Source organism: Arthrobacter sp. 10N43 (assembly GCF_056394525.1).
In genome coordinates, this window is sequence record NZ_JBFTIA010000004.1 from 653,131 (window position 1) to 670,580 (window position 17,450).

General features: G+C 68.4%; 16 protein-coding genes. 9 read left to right on the forward strand and 7 right to left on the reverse strand.

Going from position 1 to position 17,450, the window contains the following annotated elements:
• Positions 1-83: 83 nt before the first annotated feature.
• Complete coding sequence (locus AC1DDO_RS11225) at positions 84-1,553, forward strand: MFS transporter (RefSeq protein WP_476971824.1); 1,470 nt, start codon at positions 84-86, stop codon at positions 1,551-1,553.
• 117 nt (positions 1,554-1,670) lie between these two features.
• Here AC1DDO_RS11225 and AC1DDO_RS11230 read toward each other — a convergent pair whose 3' ends face one another.
• Positions 1,671-2,387 (reverse strand): IclR family transcriptional regulator, encoded by a 717-nt coding sequence (locus tag AC1DDO_RS11230; RefSeq protein WP_476867745.1) that lies wholly within the window; start codon positions 2,385-2,387, stop codon positions 1,671-1,673.
• Positions 2,388-2,607: 220 nt separating this feature from the next.
• Here AC1DDO_RS11230 and AC1DDO_RS11235 point away from each other — a divergent pair, with 220 nt between their 5' ends.
• The 3 genes from AC1DDO_RS11235 (at position 2,608) to AC1DDO_RS11245 (ending at position 6,182) form a co-directional block, all read left to right on the forward strand.
• Entirely contained in the window at positions 2,608-3,141 is a 534-nt protein-coding gene (locus AC1DDO_RS11235; RefSeq protein WP_476867744.1) for a flavin reductase family protein, read from the forward strand.
• Positions 3,142-3,232: 91 nt separating this feature from the next.
• A complete protein-coding gene (hpaB, locus tag AC1DDO_RS11240; RefSeq protein ID WP_476867743.1) occupies positions 3,233-4,687 on the forward strand; it encodes a 4-hydroxyphenylacetate 3-monooxygenase, oxygenase component in 1,455 nt (484 codons plus the stop codon).
• Positions 4,688-4,847: 160 nt separating this feature from the next.
• Complete coding sequence (locus tag AC1DDO_RS11245) at positions 4,848-6,182, forward strand: MFS transporter (RefSeq protein ID WP_476867742.1); 1,335 nt, start codon at positions 4,848-4,850, stop codon at positions 6,180-6,182.
• Positions 6,183-6,275: 93 nt separating this feature from the next.
• Here AC1DDO_RS11245 and AC1DDO_RS11250 read toward each other — a convergent pair whose 3' ends face one another.
• The 5 genes from AC1DDO_RS11250 to AC1DDO_RS11270 all read right to left on the reverse strand — a co-directional run bounded on the left by AC1DDO_RS11250 (position 6,276) and on the right by AC1DDO_RS11270 (position 11,088).
• Entirely contained in the window at positions 6,276-7,103 is an 828-nt protein-coding gene (locus AC1DDO_RS11250; RefSeq protein ID WP_476867741.1) for an alpha/beta fold hydrolase, read from the reverse strand.
• A 4-nt stretch (positions 7,104-7,107) separates the two neighbouring features.
• A complete protein-coding gene (locus AC1DDO_RS11255) occupies positions 7,108-7,437 on the reverse strand; it encodes a biotin/lipoyl-containing protein (RefSeq protein WP_091559612.1) in 330 nt (109 codons plus the stop codon).
• Positions 7,430-8,413, reverse strand: a complete 984-nt coding sequence (locus AC1DDO_RS11260; RefSeq protein WP_476867795.1) for an alpha-ketoacid dehydrogenase subunit beta — start codon at positions 8,411-8,413, stop codon at positions 7,430-7,432. Before AC1DDO_RS11260 ends, AC1DDO_RS11255 begins: the two co-directional genes overlap by 8 nt.
• A gap of 100 nt (positions 8,414-8,513) precedes the next feature.
• A complete protein-coding gene (locus tag AC1DDO_RS11265) occupies positions 8,514-9,563 on the reverse strand; it encodes a thiamine pyrophosphate-dependent dehydrogenase E1 component subunit alpha (protein ID WP_476971825.1) in 1,050 nt (349 codons plus the stop codon).
• A gap of 106 nt (positions 9,564-9,669) precedes the next feature.
• Positions 9,670-11,088 carry an amino acid permease gene (locus tag AC1DDO_RS11270; protein WP_476867739.1) on the reverse strand — a complete coding sequence of 473 codons (1,419 nt, stop codon included), beginning with the start codon at positions 11,086-11,088 and terminating at the stop codon, positions 9,670-9,672.
• Between the two features lie 183 nt (positions 11,089-11,271).
• Here AC1DDO_RS11270 and AC1DDO_RS11275 point away from each other — a divergent pair, with 183 nt between their 5' ends.
• Positions 11,272-11,748: an Lrp/AsnC family transcriptional regulator gene (locus tag AC1DDO_RS11275; protein WP_476867738.1), complete on the forward strand. Its 477-nt coding sequence runs from the start codon at positions 11,272-11,274 to the stop codon at positions 11,746-11,748.
• On the opposite strand, the gene AC1DDO_RS11280 is transcribed toward AC1DDO_RS11275, so the two are convergent.
• Entirely contained in the window at positions 11,745-12,389 is a 645-nt protein-coding gene (locus AC1DDO_RS11280; protein ID WP_476867737.1) for a maleylpyruvate isomerase N-terminal domain-containing protein, read from the reverse strand. The genes AC1DDO_RS11275 and AC1DDO_RS11280 overlap by 4 nt on opposite strands.
• Before the next feature lie 232 nt (positions 12,390-12,621).
• Between AC1DDO_RS11280 and AC1DDO_RS11285 the strand changes: the two genes are divergently transcribed.
• The 4 genes from AC1DDO_RS11285 to nadC are packed head-to-tail and all read left to right on the forward strand — an operon-like array spanning position 12,622 to position 17,442.
• Complete coding sequence (locus tag AC1DDO_RS11285) at positions 12,622-13,338, forward strand: NUDIX hydrolase (protein WP_476867794.1); 717 nt, start codon at positions 12,622-12,624, stop codon at positions 13,336-13,338.
• Entirely contained in the window at positions 13,335-14,648 is a 1,314-nt protein-coding gene (nadA, locus tag AC1DDO_RS11290; protein ID WP_476867736.1) for a quinolinate synthase NadA, read from the forward strand. Before AC1DDO_RS11285 ends, nadA begins: the two co-directional genes overlap by 4 nt.
• Positions 14,645-16,474: an L-aspartate oxidase gene (locus AC1DDO_RS11295; protein WP_476867735.1), complete on the forward strand. Its 1,830-nt coding sequence runs from the start codon at positions 14,645-14,647 to the stop codon at positions 16,472-16,474. The genes nadA and AC1DDO_RS11295 overlap by 4 nt, the downstream gene beginning before the upstream one ends.
• A complete protein-coding gene (nadC, locus tag AC1DDO_RS11300) occupies positions 16,471-17,442 on the forward strand; it encodes a carboxylating nicotinate-nucleotide diphosphorylase (protein WP_476867734.1) in 972 nt (323 codons plus the stop codon). The genes AC1DDO_RS11295 and nadC overlap by 4 nt, the downstream gene beginning before the upstream one ends.
• Positions 17,443-17,450 lie beyond the last annotated feature (8 nt).

The window sequence follows — 17,450 nt, forward strand, 5'->3', positions numbered from 1 at the left end:
GGAATCAGCTATCATTGATCTGTTACCGGGTCGCGCGCATCGGGAGGAGGGACGATGCGCATTATTGAGCGAACCCGGAAACCATGAACCCTTCACCGTCTTCTCTGGCGTCCACTCTTGACGCACCCCTTTCGACCGACGCCCGGCCCGCCGCTGCACCGGCGCTTGCTCCTGCCACTGCACCGGCACCCGCCGCTGCCATTGAGCCGGCCAAGGGCGGCCGCTTCGCGCGGCTGCCGCTGCTCGCCGGCCGGAGCTTCATCCCGCTGGGGCTCTTCGCCCGCCTGCCGCTGGCCATGCTCACCGTCGGTGCACTGACGCTCGTCACCGCCGTCACGGACTCCTACGCCGTGGGCGGCGCCGCGGCCGGTGCCGTCGGCATCGGTTCGGCGCTGGGAGCCCCCGTCCTGGGCGTCCTCGCCGACCGGCTCGGCCAGCGCGGCGTCCTGCTCGTGTCCGCAGTCGCCAACACGGTGGCCATTGTTGCCCTGATCCTCGCGGCGTACCTCATCCCCGGGGCGAAGGACCTTGCCGCCGCCGTCCCCGTCCTGGCCGCCGCGTTCGTGGCCGGCGCAAGCTGCCCGCAGGTCGGTCCGCTGGCACGCGTGCGCTGGATGGCGCTGACTTCCCGGACCTCCGGGCCCGGCCGCAGCCCGGCGGCCAATTCCGCGGACCTGGACACCGCACTGTCCTATGAGAGCACCGCGGACGAGCTCACCTTCGTGCTCGGCCCGGCACTCGTCGGCATCCTCGCGAGCCTGCTCGCGCCGTGGCTTCCGCTGGCCCTCGCCGCGGTACTGACTCTCGTCCTTGTCCCGGCGTTCGCCGTCCACCCCACGCACCACGCGGTGGTCCGCACAGCGCGGCGCCCGGCCGCTGCTCCTTCAGGCGTGGCCGCCGCACCAGCCGCCGGATCAGCCGCTGGCCTCGCGGGCGACCCGCACCAGGAGACCCGCCGTGCGGCCCAGCGCGCCAGGACCCTGGCCGCCGTCGCGCTTCCCGTCCTGGCGATGGTGTGCATGGGCACGTTCTTCGGCTCCACCCAGGCATCCCTGAGTTCGTTTTCGGCCAGCTTCGCCACCTCCGAACTCGCGGGCCTGCTCTACGCCGTCATGGGACTGAGCTCCGCAGCTGCGGCCCTCTCGGTCGCGTACTGGCCCCGGCGCTTTAGCGTGAACGCCCGCTGGATCGCGTGCGCGGCCCTCATGGCCGGCCTTGCACCGCTGCTGTTGCTGCCCTCGACCGCGCTGCCGATGATCCTGGTCCTGCTGGTTCTGGGCCTGCCCGTGGGCCCGCTCATGGTCACCGTGTTCGCCATCGGCGGCCTCGTGGCCCCGGCCGGCAAGCTCGGCACGGTCATGACCGCCCTGGCCAGCGGCATTGTCGCCGGCACCGCGCTCGGATCCTCGATCGCCGGACAGCTGGCCCAGAACTTTGGATATTCGGCGGCGTTCCTGGTTCCGGTGTGTGCCGCCACGGCGCTCTTCTTGCTGGGAACGGCAGCCGCCGTCGTGCCCCGGCAGCGCGGAAGGAAGACGGCGCCGGCCGCCTAAGCCCCGCTAACCCGCCGTTGCGCTATCACTCTTGGTCCCTAAAACGGCGCCAAGAGGACATCTACTGATAGAGCAACGGGGGGAAGACGGCGCCGGCGCTCTTACCCCCGCCAACGCCTAGCCCAGTTGCGCCTCGATCCGCCGCGCCGCCTCCTGGAGGGCCCCGGCCACCTCGGCCGGATCCTGTGCGGCACGGATGTAGACGACGGCGAGGGCGGCCGGCCTGCCGCCCGGCACCCGCAACGGGACAGCAATGGAGGAAACGCCGGGGATCACCTCGTCATGGCTCGCGGCAAAGCCGCGGGTCCGGGCCTCGGCCGCCTCGGGCCGGTACGGGATACCCGGGGACAACGCGTGCCACTCCTGCTCATCGAAGGCGGACTGGATGGCGATGCCCGGCGCCCCGGCGCTGATGGGATGCCGCGACCCCGGGTGCTGGACCACAGCTGCTCCGCTGTGCCGCGGATCCACGGTCACCAGTGTCACGCACTGCTCCCGGTCCCAGACCGCCACGAAGGCACTCATCATCAAGGTGTTGGCCAGCTGGGTCAGTTCCGGCAGGGTTGCCGACTGCAGGTCGCGGGAGACGCCGCGCGCCAGGACGGCGAGGCCGGGCCCCGGCTGGACGCGGCCGCCGTCGTCGCGGACCAGCAACGAATGGTCCTCGAGGGTGCGCAGGATCCGGTAGGCCACGGAGCGGTGGACGCCCATGGCATCGGCGAGCTCGGCAATGGTGAGCGGTTGCTGGGCTTCGGCGAGTATCTCCAACGCCCTGATGCCACGGGACAGCGTCTGGGACGGGGAGGTCTGCGCAGTGCCGGCGTTCGGGGTCATGGGGTCCATCCTAGGGGCGGGATCGCTGGACGCCGGCCGATCATGCCGGATAGCCCTTGTGCTCTTGTACACGGTCGGCTAGCGTTCTATATGGGAATTACTTGTTCGATTATAGAACACGATCTGTCAGAAAGCACAGCTGGTTCGAAGCCCAGCTCATCCAAAACGCAGCTCATCCCACCACAGCCCAGGGAACCGCCACGACCGCAAGGAATCGATAATGATTGCCAAGCCGCGCGACCAGGCCGGGAACATCCCGGGCCGGGCTTCTGCCCCGCGGGCCAACCACTTCCGGGGCAGCCTCGGCAGGTTCGCCACCGGCGTCTCGATCGTGACCTTCGACGGGGTGACCAAGCGCCACGGCATCACCGTGAACTCCTTCACCGCGGTCTCGATGGAACCTCCGCTGGTGCTGGTAAGCATCGCCCGCACCGCCAAGGCCCACGACGAACTCGCCGGGAGGCCCTTCACGGTGAACATCCTCGGCGCCGAACAGCGGTACCTGGCGCTGCACTTCGCCGGACGCCCCGGCCCCGAGCCGCTGTGGGTGGAGGGAGACACCGCGCCGCGGCTGTCCAACGTGCTCGCCTATTTCGAATGCAAGCCCTGGGCAGCGTACGACGGCGGCGACCACACCCTGTACGTCGGCGAGGTCGTGGACTTCAACTACCGCAACGGCGACGCCCTGGCATTCGCCAACAGCACCTTCACCACCATCCCGGAAAGCCAGCTGGGCATGGAGGACCTGCTCTAGAGCACGCACACGGCGAATCAACTCAACAGTGACACCACATAACTGTGACACCACATAACGGCGAACCACTCGATGATGACTGGAGAATCCCATGGGTATCCGTACCGGACAGCAGTATCTGGCAAAGCTCAACGCCATGACCCCGCACGTGGTGATCGACGGCGAAGTGGTCAGCGAGAAAATCGCCGAGCACCCGGCCTTCCGCAATGTGGCCCGGTCCTACGCCAGGCTCTTCGACATGCAGGACGACCCGAAGTACCAGGAGGCCCTCACCTACGCCTCCCCGAGCACCGGGGACCTCGTCAACGCCTCTTTCCTGGTGCCGAAGACCATCGAGGACCTCCAGCGCAGGCGCCGCGCCATCTCCACCTGGGCTGAGTCCTCCAACGGCTTCCTTGGCCGCTCCGGAGACTACATGAACTCCGCGCTCACTGCGCTGAGCACGGCGGGGGAATGGTTCGCTCAAGCGGATCCGAAATTCGGCGAGAACATCCGCGACTACTACGAGTGGGCCCGGGAAAACGACGTCCTCGCCACGCACACCCTCATCCCGCCGCAGGTGAACCGCTCGGTCTCCGGGTCGGAGCAACTCGGCGGCCAGCTCTCGGCCCGGATCGTGGAGGAGCGCGAGGACGGGGTCGTCATCCAGGGCGCCCGCATGCTCGCCACCATCGCCCCGATCGCGGACGAGCTCCTCGTGTTCCCGTCCACGGTGCTGCGCGGCACTCCGGAAGACGCGCCCTATTCCTACGCATTCGCCATCCCCAACGATGCCCCGGGGCTGCGGTACCTCTGCCGTACCTCGCTGTACAACGGCGGCAGCACCCACGACGAGCCGCTGGCCTCCCGCTATGAGGAAATGGACGCCGTCGCGGTCTTTGACCACGTCTTCGTGCCCAGCAAGCGCATCTTCATGCTCGGCAACCCGCAGCTGTGCAACGCCTTCTACGCCGAGACCGGCGCCGGCGCGCTCATGACCCACCAGGTGGTCACCCGCACCATCGCCAAGAGCGAGTTCTTCCTAGGCCTGGCGTCGGAGCTGGCCGAATCGATCGGCATTGACGGCTTCCAACACATCCAGGAGGACATCGCCGAGCTGATTATCGACGTCGAAATCGGCAAGGCGCTGGTCCGCGCCTCCGAAGCCGACGCCGGGCTCAACGACGCCGGCGTCATGCTGCCGAAGTGGTCCACGCTGAACGCCGCCCGCAACTGGTACCCCAAGATCGCCCAGCGCTTCCCGCAGATCATCCGGAAGTTCTCGGCGTCGGGCCTCATGGCACTGCCCGGCGAGGCGGATGTCAACAGCGAGGCCCGGGCGGACATCGAGCTGTACCTGCAAGGCAAGAACCTGACCGGTCCCGAGCGCGTCCGGCTGTTCAAGCTGGCTTTCGATGCCTCGATCTCCGGGTTCGCCGGGAGGCAGTCGCTCTACGAGTACTTCTTCTTCGGCGACCCGGTGCGCATGGCCGGGGCCCTGGTGAACACCTACGACCGCGGGCCGGTCCGGGCCAGGGTCCGCGAGTTCCTCGCCCGCACGGACTGACCGGGCGGGGACACGTGCGGAAAACATGTGCGCGGAATCACATCTTCATAGTAGTATTTGGGATACTAACTGACCGTTCGATCAGTAATTCCAGCAGCATTCAGTTATCACTTCGCACCCACTTTGGGCAGTACCTCTGCCCCCGGACATGAAAGTTCCAATGACTGTAACTTCAGCCGTAGATTCCCAGGCAGGTCCCAGCAGCAAGCAAGAGGAACGCAAGGTCCTCGCCGGGACGCTGGTCGGCACCACCATCGAGTGGTACGACTTCTTCATTTTTGCCCAGCTGACAGCCACGCTGCTGTCCCCGCTGTTCCTCGCCCCGCTGAACGCCTCCAACCCGGGCCTGGCGCAGATCCTGTCCTTCGCCCTCATTGGCATCAGCTTCCTGTTCCGTCCGCTCGGCGCGATCGTCGCCGGCCACCTGGGTGACCGCCTCGGCCGCAAGGCCATGCTGGTCTTCACCCTGGTCATGATGGGTGCCGCCACCGCGCTGATCGGCATGCTGCCCACCTACGCGCAGATCGGCGTCTGGGCCCCGATCCTGCTCATCACCCTCCGCGTCATCCAGGGCTTCTCCGCCGGTGGCGAATGGGGCGGCGCTGCCCTGATGGCCGTTGAGCACGCACCCAAGAGCAAGCGTGGCCTGTTCGGCGCCTACCCGCAGATCGGCGTGCCGGTCGGCATGATCCTGGCGACGGGCCTGCTGTTCTTCCTCAACACCAGCATGTCCAAGGAAGACTTCGCGGCCTGGGGCTGGCGGGTTCCGTTCCTGCTCTCCATCGTGCTGATCGTGGTGGGCTACCTGATCCGCCGCGCCGTCGCCGAGAGCCCCGTCTTCAAGGAGATGCAGGACCGCAAGGAAGCCAGCAAGGCCCCGCTCGGCGAGCTCATCCGGAAGCACAAGAAGGCCGTCCTTTACTCCACGATGATCTTCATCGGCAACAACGCTGCCGGCTACCTGCTGATCGCCTTCTTCATCTCCTACGCGACGAAGACGCTCAAGATGCCCACCCCGCAGATCCTGCTGGCCACCACCCTGGCCTCCTTCGGCTGGCTCGTCTTCACCCTGGTCGGCGGCTGGCTCTCTGACAGGATCGGCCGGGTCAAGACCTTCCTGATCGGCTACGGCATTGTCTTCGCCTGGATGATCCCGATGTTCGCGCTGATCGACACCAAGGACATCCTGCTCTACGGCGTGGCGCTGTTTGTCCTCACGATCGGCCTGGGCCTGTCCTACGGTCCCATGTCCGCGATGTACGCCGAGATGTTCCCGGCCAATGTCCGGTACTCCGGGATTTCCATCGGGTACGCGTTCGGCGCCATCCTGGGCGGAGCGTTTGCGGCCACCATCGCGGAGGCGCTCCTGCAGGGCACCCACTGGACCGGGTCGATCGGCATCTACATCATGGTCCTCTGCGTCATTTCCGCCGTCGGAGTCCTGCTGGCCGGGGAAACGAAGGGCCGCCCGCTCGGCCTCAGCAGCCACCACTAGGCTGAGGTTCCGGCAGGTAGAGCACGACACAAAAGAGGCACGGACCGCGGTCCGTGCCTCTTTTGTGTTGGCCTGTGGTGCGGCTTCCTCGGCTTAGACGCCCAGGAAGCTGATGGCACCTTGCTTGAAGGCGCGGCTGGTGATCGCGTTGGTGTGGTTGCGGGCCGGCAGCACGAGCTGTTCGACCATGGCGCCGGCCTTGGCGCCGAGGGCGGCCAGTTCCGGCATGGACGCTGCACGGTCGTCCTTTTCCCCGGCCACAAGGAGAATGGGCATGTGCGGGATGGCTTCGGCGGGATCGTACGGTTCGGTCTTGATCGCCTCGATCAGCGAGAGCAGCGCGAAGATGTTGTTGCTCGGCAGCAGCATGGCCATCTTCAGCAGTCCCGCGGTCGATTCGTCCGCGATCGGGGTGCCGTCGGCCAGGTACCGCTGCGCGGCGATCAGGTCGAAGTCCGCCAGAGGGTCCGCGACGTTCGGGCCTCCCAGGACCAGCCGGTGCACGAGCTCATGCTGGGTGGCGCCGAACTCCCACGCAAGCCGGGATCCCAGCGAATAGCCGATCACGTCGAGGCCGCTGGACGGGTCCCCGTCGCGCAGGGGCCGCGCACCGGCGTCGAACACGATCTGCAGCAGGTCCGCGCGGATCCGGCTGGGGGAGTAGGAGTCCATGTCCTCCGGCGCCCCGCTGCGGCCGTGGCCGGGCAGGTCCACGGTGATGACGCGGCGGCCGGCTTCCAGGAGCGCGGTGAGCCAGCCGCTGTCCTCCCAGTTGAGCTTGGAGGAGGAAGAGAAGCCGTGCAGCAGCAGGACGGGACGGAGCCCGGCGTCGTTCTGGGGCTCATGCACCTGCACGTACAGCTGGGGGTCGGTGCCCTCCACGGTGTGGGAATGCAGTTCGCCGGTGTGTCTGCCGCTCATGCTCTCAGTCCTCATCAAGTACGGCGCTCAGGCGGACCCGGCGCTTAGGTGCCTCTTCCTTCGGGACGGTGCCCACGATGCCGGCGGTGTTGTCCGGCACCTCAAACACAATCAGGGGCTCGCCGACGTTGATCTTGTCGCCGGGCCCGCCGTAGGTACGCACTACCTTACCCGCCTGCGGGCTGGGCAATTCAACGGCCGACTTGGTGGTTTCGACCTCCACCAGCGGCTGGTTGCGCTCCACCTGCTCGCCCGGCGAAACCAGCCATTCGAGCACCGTGGCCTCGATCAGGCCCTCGCCGAGATCCGGCAGCGGGAAGGAAATTTCAGCCACGTTTGTACTCCAATACTCGCTGGATGCCGAAGAGGATCCGGTCAATGTTCGGGATGTATTCATCTTCCAGGTCGCCGGAAGGGTACGGGACGTCGAAGCCGGTGACCCGTTCCACCGGCGCCTTGAGCGTATCGAAGCAGCTCTGGGTGATCAGCTGCGCCACCTCGGCGCCGAGGCCTGAGGTCAGCGGCGCTTCGTGGACGACGACGGCGCGGCGCGTCTTGCGCACGGAGGCGGCCAGCGCCTCGGCGTCGATCGGCTTGAGCCAGCGCAGGTCCAGGACCTCGATGTCGATCCCGTCCTCGGCCGCGAGTTCGGCCACCTGCAGGCAGCGCGCCACCATGGCGCCCCACGCGACCAGCGTCAGGTGGCGGCCCGTGCGCATCACCTTGGCGCCGGTGGGGGAACCGCCGGCTGCATCGTGCCGGGCGGCATCCACCTCGCCCTTCTGCCAGTACCGCGACTTCGGCTCCATGAAGATCACCGGGTCCGGCCGCGTCGCGGCGTACTTGAGCAGGTGGTAGGCCTCGTGCGGGTTCGACGGCGAGACGACCTTGAGCCCCGGGACGTGGGCGAAGAGCGCCTCGAGGCTTTCGCCGTGGTGCTCGGGGGCCCGGATGCCGCCGAAACTGGGCACCCGCAGGGTGATGGGCATCGGCATGGTGCCCCGGCTGCGGTAGTTCATCCGGGCGATCTGGCAGACGATCTGGTTGATGGCCGGGTAGGCGAAGCCGTCGAACTGGACCTCGGGGATGGGGTGGAAGCCGGCCATCGCCAGGCCCACGGACATGCCCAGGATGCCCGATTCCGCCAGGGGCGTGTCGAAGACGCGCTGTTCGCCGTGCTTGGCCTGCAGCCCGTCGGTGATCCGGAAGACGCCGCCGAGCCGGCCGCAGTCCTCGCCGAAGATGACGGCCTTGGGGTTTTCTGCCAGGACCTCGTCGAGGGCACGGTTGAGCGCCTGCTGCATCGACATCACGATGGCGGAAGCCGGTGCGTCTGCGCTGTTGGCAGTGCTCTCGGCGGTGTTGTCGGCAGTGCTCTCGCTGCTAGCGCTTGCGCTTTCAAGGATCGAGTTAGACATGTTCGGACTCCTCACGCCAGTTGGCGGCCTGGGCCTGCAGGGCAGGGGTGGTTTCCTGGAAGACCAGGTCAAACATTTCAGTCCCGGGACGGGAGCCCAGAGCCTGGATGCCGGTGCGGATCTGCTCCTCTTCGGCCTTGGCCGCCGCCAGCACCTTGGCAAAGAACGCCTCGTCCGCGATTCCGTCGGCCAGCAGCCGCTGCCGGAGGCGTTCCAGCGGGTCGATGCCGGCGCCGTCGCGTTCCTCGTCGAGGGATCGGTAGCGGCCCGGATCATCGGAGGTGGAGTGCGGGCCGCGGCGGTAGGTCATCGCCTCGATCAGCACCGGGCCGCCGCCGGCGCGGGCATGCGCGAAGGCGCGGCGGGTCGCCTCGAGGACCGCGACGACGTCGTCGCCGTCGATCTGCAGCGCCGGGATCCCGTAGCCGGCGGCGCGGGCGGCGACGGAGCCGCCGGCCACCTGGCGTTCGGTGGGGACCGAGATGGCCCAGCCGTTGTTCTGGACGAAGAACACCACGGGCGCCTTCATGACGGCGGCGAAGTTCATCGCCTCGTGCACGTCGCCCTGCGAGGAGGCGCCGTCGCCGAAGTAAGTCAGGGCGACGCCGAGCTCTCCGTCGGCAGTGCCGGCCAGCGTCTGGCCGTGGGCCCAGCCGACGGCGTGCAGGACGGACCCGGCCACCACCGCCTGGATCGGGGCAAGCCGGGATTCCATCGGGTTGTACAGCCCGCCGTGCCACGTGGCCTTGTGGGTGGACATGTAGGCCACCATGTCAACGCCCATTGCCCGGGCGACACCCATCTCGCGGTAGGTGGGGAAGACGAAGTCACGGGTGGTGTCCACGGCGTAGCCGCTGCCCACCTGGGCCGCTTCCTGGCCGAGCTCGGGGGCGTAGCCGGGAATGATGCCCTGCCGCTGCCAGGCGATGGCAGAGGTATCGAGGTGGCGGACGGCCACCATCAGCGTATAGAGCTCGCGGAGCTCGTCGGCAGTGAGGGGCCCGGCTTCGCCGCCGGAAGCCACAGGGAGAAGTGTGTCCATGCCTGTGACCCTAGTCACCGGCGGGAGAGTGTGCAATCAGCCTAGAACGAGGTGCCCAGACTGCACAGTTATGCCGCCCCTACCGCCGGCGAGCTTGGCAATTTGTCTAGCGAGCCTGCTGGTCGGCCTCTACGCCTGCGCGGCGGTTGCGGGTGAGCCGGGCGCCGATCCAGCAGGCGGCGGCGATGCCGGCGACCAGGGCCATCGTGCTGAACAGCTGCTTGCTGCTCTCCGCGCCGGTGAAGCCGACCGCGAAGATCAGTGCCAGGAGCACGAGCCCGAAAATCGTCAGCCCGGGGAACCCCTTCATCCGCAGCGGCAGCGCGGTGCCCTCGCGGTCCGCACGGCGCCTCAGAATCAGCTGGGACACGAGGGCAGTACCCCACACCACCAGGCAGGTGGAGCCGACCAGCTGGAACAGGGCGGGCAGGATCTTCTCCGGGAACAGCAACTCGAGCACGGTGGCGATGAAGCCGAAGGCCACCGAAACGCCGACAGCCACCACGGGGACCCGGGACTTGTTCAGCTTGGACAGGAACCGCGGGGCCTCGCCACGCTCGGACAGCGAGAACACCATGCGGGAGGCGCCGTAGAGGTTTGCGTTGAGGGCCGAGAGCAGGGCGACGACGGCGACGAGCGTGATCGCGGCGCCGGCGCCAGGGATGCGGGCGGCGTCGAGGACTCCCGCGAACGGGGACTTCAGCGCCTCGGATGTGGCGGGAAGGACGGCGGCGATGACGAACACGGAGCCGATATAGAAGACCAGGATCCGCCAGACGACGGTGCGGATGGCCTGGGCGACGCTGCGCTCCGGGTTCTCGGTCTCGGCGGCGGCCACGCTGACGATCTCGGTCCCGCCGAAGGCGAAGATCACGACGAACAGGGCGGTGGCGATGCCGCCGAGGCCCGCGGGGGCGAAGTCGGAGGTGATGTTGCTCAGTCCGGGGGAGGGGACCTCCGGCAGCCAGCCGAACAGCAGGGCCGCGCCGATTGCCAGGAAGATCACGATGGCGGCCACCTTGAGGATGGCGAACCAGAACTCGAACTCGCCGAAATTCTTCACCCCGGCGAGGTTGATGGCCGTGAAGAGGACCATGAAGACCAGGGACAGCGCCCAGACGGGGATGACCGGCCACACCGTGAAGAGGAGCCCGGCGGCACCGAGGGCCTCGGCTGCGATGACGACGACGAGCTGCAGCCACCAGAGCCAGCCGACCGTGGCGCCCGCCGTCGGTCCCATGGCCTTTTGCGCATAAACCGAGAAGGCCCCGCTGTTGGGGTTGGCCGCCGCCATTTCACCAAGGGCCCACATGACGAGGATGATGAGCGTTCCGGCGACGAGGTAAGAGATCAACACGGCCGGCCCTGCGGCCTGGATTCCCGCCCCCGAGCCGAGGAACAGGCCGGCGCCGATGGCACTGCCCAATCCCATCATGGTCAGCTGGCGTGGCTTCATGCTGTGGCCCAGGACCAGGGCCGGGGCCGGGAGCGTTGTGGGTGACGTCGCGGTGGACTTCGTTGTCATGGCGAACCTTCGTGTGGTCTGGATCTGTGAGTCCTTATGGGACCTATTGAATTTACCGTCTTTGGGCCGGCCCCACGGATCGCCGGGGCGCCGCCGTCGTGAGAATATGGTGGCAGTTTGCGCACTGAATCGGGGCATCGGAAGCGGTTTGTCAGGTCCGGGCCACTTGGGAAGGAAAAATTCATGGACGTTGATCCGCTGGATGCAAAAATTGTCCGATTTTTCACGGATTCCCCCCGGGCCTCGGTGCTGGAGGCCTCCCGGGTGCTGAAGGTGGCCCGAGCCACTGTCCAGTCCCGGCTGGACCGGATGCAGGACGGCGGTGTGATCGGCTCGTGGGTGCCGCAACCCGATCCGGCGCACTTCGGCTACCCGGTGGTGGCTTTTTGTTCCCTGACCATCAACCAGGACCTCGGGCATGACGCCGTCGTGGAGGCCCTGGCGCGGATCCCCGAGCTGATTGAGATCCATACCGTCTCCGGGAGTTCGGACCTCATGGCCCGCATAGCCGCGCGCTCCAATTCGGATCTCCAGCGTGTCCTCGATGCCATGATCGCCACCCGGACGGTCCTGCGGTCCTCCTCGGTGATCGTCCTCAATACCCACTTCCAGGGGCGCACCCTGCCGCTGCTGGAAGCCGCGGCCGCAGCAAGGGGCTAGAGAACGCTCAGGCCCTCGGGCAGGCCGGTCCGGCCGGTGACCAGGAGCAGCAGCTCGCCGGCGGACGGCGACCGGGATCCGATAGCGCCAGCGAGCTCCAGGGAGGCCGCGACCGCCGGGGCCAACAGGGCGGGCGGGGGGAGCCCCAGGGCGCGTGCCAGGTCCAGCGTGTGTACGGCCAGTTCGAAGGTCCGGGTCGGCAGGTAGTCGATGAGCCGCATGGCCCCGGCTGGGGTGGCCACCAGGGCATCGTCCGGCGTCTTCCCGAGAAGTGCTGTGACACGTTGGACCAGCTCCCGCACTGCGGAGGCCGGGTCCTCGCCCAGGGCCGTCCCGGTTTCCTTTCCTCGCTGGGCGATCGCGTCCGGCGAAGTGGCGCCCCGGACGGCTAGGAAGTATTCGACCGGACCTGCCAGCAGTTCCCCGGTAGCCGGGGTGGCGAGATAGGTCTCCACCGTTGTGAGGGCACGGCTCGTGTGGCCGGTCAGCGCCCGGACATCCCATACACCCAGTGCCTGCCGCGACCACGCCTGGTCCGGTATCTGTCCGGCGAGCTCCAGGAATGCCTGCGCCGCTCCCGCGTAACGGGCCCTGGCTGCCGCTGCGGCCCCACCCTCCAGGTCCATGTCTTCTGCTTCCATAGCCCCGATTAATACCGTTGTCCGCAGCCGCGGACAAGGTCGGACCGAATGCCCGGCCCGGGGCCCCGGCCCGCCAGCGGCTCTCCTGCATGTGACCTGAAACATTTTGCGCTGGGCCAGCGTCGTCGTATCATTAGTTCTAGTCAATCTGACTATAACTAATCCGGCGGTCGGGCCGGAGACGTCCGGGCAGTCCACAGCGGACCCGGCCGGGACTTCAGAAGGCGGGTGGATCACCGTTTACACCGCAGCAGCCAACGTCTCGGAGCGCCAGACCGCTCCGCCGTCGCTGGCCATCTCCACCGTGATCTTTGCGCTGCGTCCCAGCGAGAAGTCCGGGCGCCCCACCCTCTGGATCCCGCTGGTGCGCCGGATCCGCGAACCGTTCAAGGGCCTCTGGGCGCTGCCCGGTGGTCCGCTCACGCACTCCGAGTCACTCCAGGACGCTGCGTCGCGGAATCTGCGCGAGACCACGGGCCTGGACCCGAACTACCTGGAACAGCTCTACGCCTTCGGCGGACTGCACCGCTCACCCACCCAGCGCGTGGTCTCCATTGTGTACTGGGCCCTCGTCCAGCCCACGGAGGCAGCGCTCGCGGACGAATCGGAGAACGTGCGCTGGTTCCGCGCCGACCGGCTCGGCGAGCTCGCCTTCGACCACAACGCGATCGTCGACTACGCCCTGTGGCGGCTGCGCAACAAGATGGCCTACGGATCCATCGCCTACCACCTGCTGGGCGAGTACTTCACCCTGGCCCAGGTCCGCGAAGTCTACGAGGCCGTCCTGGACCGCGAACTGGATCCCGCCAACTTCCGCCGGCAGGTCAAGGCCACCCCGGAAATCGAAGAAACCGATCAGTACCTGCAGGGCGGTAAACACCGCCCGCCCCGCCTCTACCGCTTTACCGGCCGCCCAGGCCTTGACCCAGACAACAGGAGCACACCATGAGCAGCGTTAACACGGCAATCCAGCTGATCACGCGCGAGCAGGCCACCGCCAGCACCAAGGGCCTTGCAGCAGCCGCCTCCACCTGCAGCCCGGCGCTGGCCCGCGGGCCCTGGGACTATGACCTCGCCGAGGCCCTCGCCGGAACGCCCGCCTACGGACCGGGCGCCTCCTCCGCCGACGTCGCGCCGGTCTCGACCCCGCGGCAGGGGCAGCTGCCGGAGGAGTACAAGCTGGCCAGCGATGCCGAGCTCGACGCCCGGATCCGGGCCGCCAAAGCGACGCTGGGGGACCGCGCCGTCGTCCTGGGGCACTTCTACCAGCGCGACGAAGTAATCGAATATGCCGACTTCGTGGGCGATTCCTTCCAGCTCGCCAATGCGGCGCTGACCCGGCCGGACGCGGAAGCCATCATCTTCTGCGGCGTGCACTTCATGGCCGAGACCGCGGACATCCTGTCCCGGCCGGACCAGGCAGTGATCCTGCCCAACCTCGCCGCGGGCTGCTCCATGGCGGACATGGCGGACATCGACTCGGTCACCGAGTGCTGGGAACAGCTTGAGGAAGTTTTCGGCACGGAGCCCGACGCCGACGGCCGGGTCCCGGTCATCCCGGTCACCTACATGAACTCCTCCGCAGCCCTGAAGGGCTTCTGCGGCGAGCACGGCGGGATCGTCTGCACGTCCTCGAACGCCGCGACGGTGCTGGAGTGGGCGTTTGAGCGCGGCCAGCGGGTGCTGTTCTTCCCGGACCAGCACCTGGGCCGCAATACCGCCAAGGCCATGGGCGTGCCGCTGGAGCAGATGCCGATGTGGAACCCGCGCAAGGACCTCGGCGGCAACGACGAACAGACACTGCTCGATTCCCGGGTGATCCTCTGGCACGGCTTCTGCTCGGTCCACAAGCGCTTCAACGTGGGCCAGATCGAGAAGGCCCGCGCCGAGTTCCCCGGCGTGCAGGTGATCGTGCACCCGGAATGCCCTATGGAGGTGGTGGACGCCGCCGATTCCGCCGGGTCCACCGACTTCATCAAGAAGGCCATTGCCGCGGCCACGGAACCCACCACGTTTGCGATCGGCACCGAGATCAACATGGTGAACCGGCTCGCCGCGGAATACCCGCAGCACACCATCTTCTGCCTGGACCCGGTGATCTGCCCCTGCTCCACCATGTACCGCATCCACCCCGGCTACCTTGCCTGGGTCCTGGAGGCACTGGTCCGCGGCGAGGTGCTCAACCGAATCACCGTGGACGAGGGCGTCGCCGCCCCGGCACGTGTGGCGCTTGAACGCATGCTGGCGGCGCGGCCGTGACCAGGCGGCTTGTGATTGTCGGCAGCGGGGTTGCGGGGCTCTACGCCGCGCTGCTCGCCACCGACGCCGCCACCGCCGGCGGCCGTGACATCGAGGTGGTCCTCCTGAGCAAGGGGACACTGGAGCAGAGCAACACTTTCTATGCCCAGGGTGGCGTCTCCGCCGTCCTGGGCCCGGAGGATGCCGCTCCCGGAGATTCCGTGGCAGCGCACATCGCGGACACGCTCGCCGCCGGTGCCGGGCTGAACGACGCCGAGGCGGTCCGCGTCCTGTGCACCGAAGCCGTCCGGGACATCGCCGGCCTGGGCCGCTACGGCGTGCATTTCGACGTGCGTCCCGACGGCGGACCGGCCCTGGGCCTGGAGGCGGCGCATTCGGCGCCGCGCATCCTGCACGCCGGCGGCGACGCAACGGGCGCCTGCATCTCGCGCGGGCTCGTCGCAGCCGTCCTGGAACGCGCCGTCCTGGATCGTGCCGGCCGCGGCCGGCTCCGGGTGGAGACCAGCGCGTTCGTCACCGAACTCCTGACGGAGCCCGACGTGCACTCGGAATCCCTGTCCGGGGCGGAGTCTCTGTCACGGCCCGGCAGCGAGCCCCCGACGCCGGCCCGGGTCACCGGCGTGGCCTACCTGGCCGGCGGCCGGCCCCAGCGGTTGGCCGCCGACGCCGTCCTGCTCGCCACCGGCGGCGCCGGCCGGCTCTTTGCCCGCACCAGCAATCCCTCCGTCGCCACCGCCGACGGGCTGGCCTTGGCCTGGCGCGCCGGCGCCGCGGTGCAGGACCTCGAGTTCTTCCAGTTCCACCCCACCACGCTTGCCGCCGAGGAAGTCCCGGGCGGCCCGCCGGCCCTGCTCATCTCCGAAGCCGTCCGTGGCGAGGGGGCCATACTGCTGGACTCAGCGGGGTACCGCTTCATGCCGGACTACCACCCGGACGCGGAACTGGCCCCCCGCGACGTCGTCTCCCGCAGCATCGCCCTGCACCTGGCCGCCACTGGGGCCCCCGCGGACGCTCCCGTATACCTGGACGCCCGCGGCATTGAGGCCGACCGGGGCGCCAGCTTCCTGGCCCGGCGGTTCCCCACGATCAGCGCGGCCACCCGGGCCGCCGGCTACGACTGGACGGCAGAGCCGGTCCCGGTGTCCCCGGCCGCCCATTACTGGATGGGCGGCGTGTGCACCGGCCTGTCGGGCCGCACCTCCGTACCCGGGCTGTACGCCGCCGGTGAGGTCGCCCGGACCGGTGCCCAGGGGGCAAATCGGCTGGCCAGCAACTCGCTGCTGGAGGGGCTGGTCTTCGGACGCCGGGCGGTCGAGGACTTCCTCGCCGACGAAACGGGCTGGATGGTGGCCGGGGCGTCGTCCGACGCCGTTCCTCCGCGTGCTGTCTCGGCCGCTGGCGGCCTCCCCTTGACGCACGCTTCCGGAACGCCATCGAACGACGGCATGCAGGCAGCTCTGGGTGCCGGCCGGGAATATCACCCGGCCAGCTTGCCCGATGGTGTTTCGAGGACTGAGATTGGTCCCGGGCCGTTTTGCCGCGACGCTCTTCGGCGGTTGATGACTGCGGACGCAGGCGTAATCCGCAGCGGGGAGCAGTTGCGGAAAGCGGAGCACGTGCTTGCCGCCTGGGCAGCCGAGGTCCACCCTGAGAGCGCACCGGACACGGCGGACCAGGCCGCCCACGAGGACCGGAACCTGCTCCTCGCGGCCCGCCTTCTCGTGGCGGCGGCCCGGCAGCGCACGGACTCAGTCGGCGCGCACTACCGGGCAGACGCGGACCACGCCCCAGCCCTCACCCATTCCATGCAAAGGATTTCCTCGTGACCACCACTGCCCACGCAACTGCTGCTCCGGAAACGGTGCCCGCCCTTACCGCGGCGCTCGCCGGGAGCCTGCCCGAGGCCGCCGTCCTGGCTGTCCTGCGAATGGCACTCCAGGAGGACGCCCCCTACGGGGACATCACCTCGCAGACGCTCATCCCCGCGCAGGCGCGGGCGACGGCGGTGCTCAATGCCCGGGTTCCCGGCGTGCTGAGCGGTGGGGAAGTGTTCGCCGCGGCGATGAAGCTGACTGACCCGGGCGACGTCGTCGAGCTGCTGGTCAACGACGGCGAGGCCTTCACCGCCGGAACCGCCCTGGCCCGGGTGACCGGCAACGCCCGCGCGGTGCTGCTGGCCGAACGCGTCGGACTGAACCTGGTCCAGCGGATGAGCGCCATCGCCACCAGGACTGCGGAGTATGTGGCGCTCGTGGACGGCACCGGGGCCCGGATCACCGACACCCGCAAGACGACGCCGGGACTGCGGGTGCTCGAACGCTATGCCGTGCGCTGCGGCGGCGGCGCGAACCACCGCTTCAGCCTCTCCGACGCCGTCCTGGCCAAGGACAACCACCTGGCAGTCCTCACCGGGGGTGACCCGGCCAAGCTGACCTCGGTGCTGCGCGCAGCCAAGGCCCAGCTTGGGCACACGACACACTTCGAGGTCGAGGTGGACACCATGGAGCAGATCGAGCCCGTCCTGGCGGCCGGGGTGGACACCATCATGCTGGACAACTTCTCCTTGGCCGAGCTGGCCGCCGGCGTCAAGCTGGTGGGCGGCCGGGCCCGTGTTGAGGCCAGCGGCAACGTCAACCTCGCCACCGTGGCGGACATCGCGGCCACAGGCGTGGACGTCATCTCGATCGGGGCCCTGACCCACAGCGTCACCGCCCTGGACCTCGGGCTCGACATTGAGTTGGACGTTGAGCCCGACCTCGAGCCCGTCCCCGGCCCGGACCAGACAGCCGGCTGAAAACCACC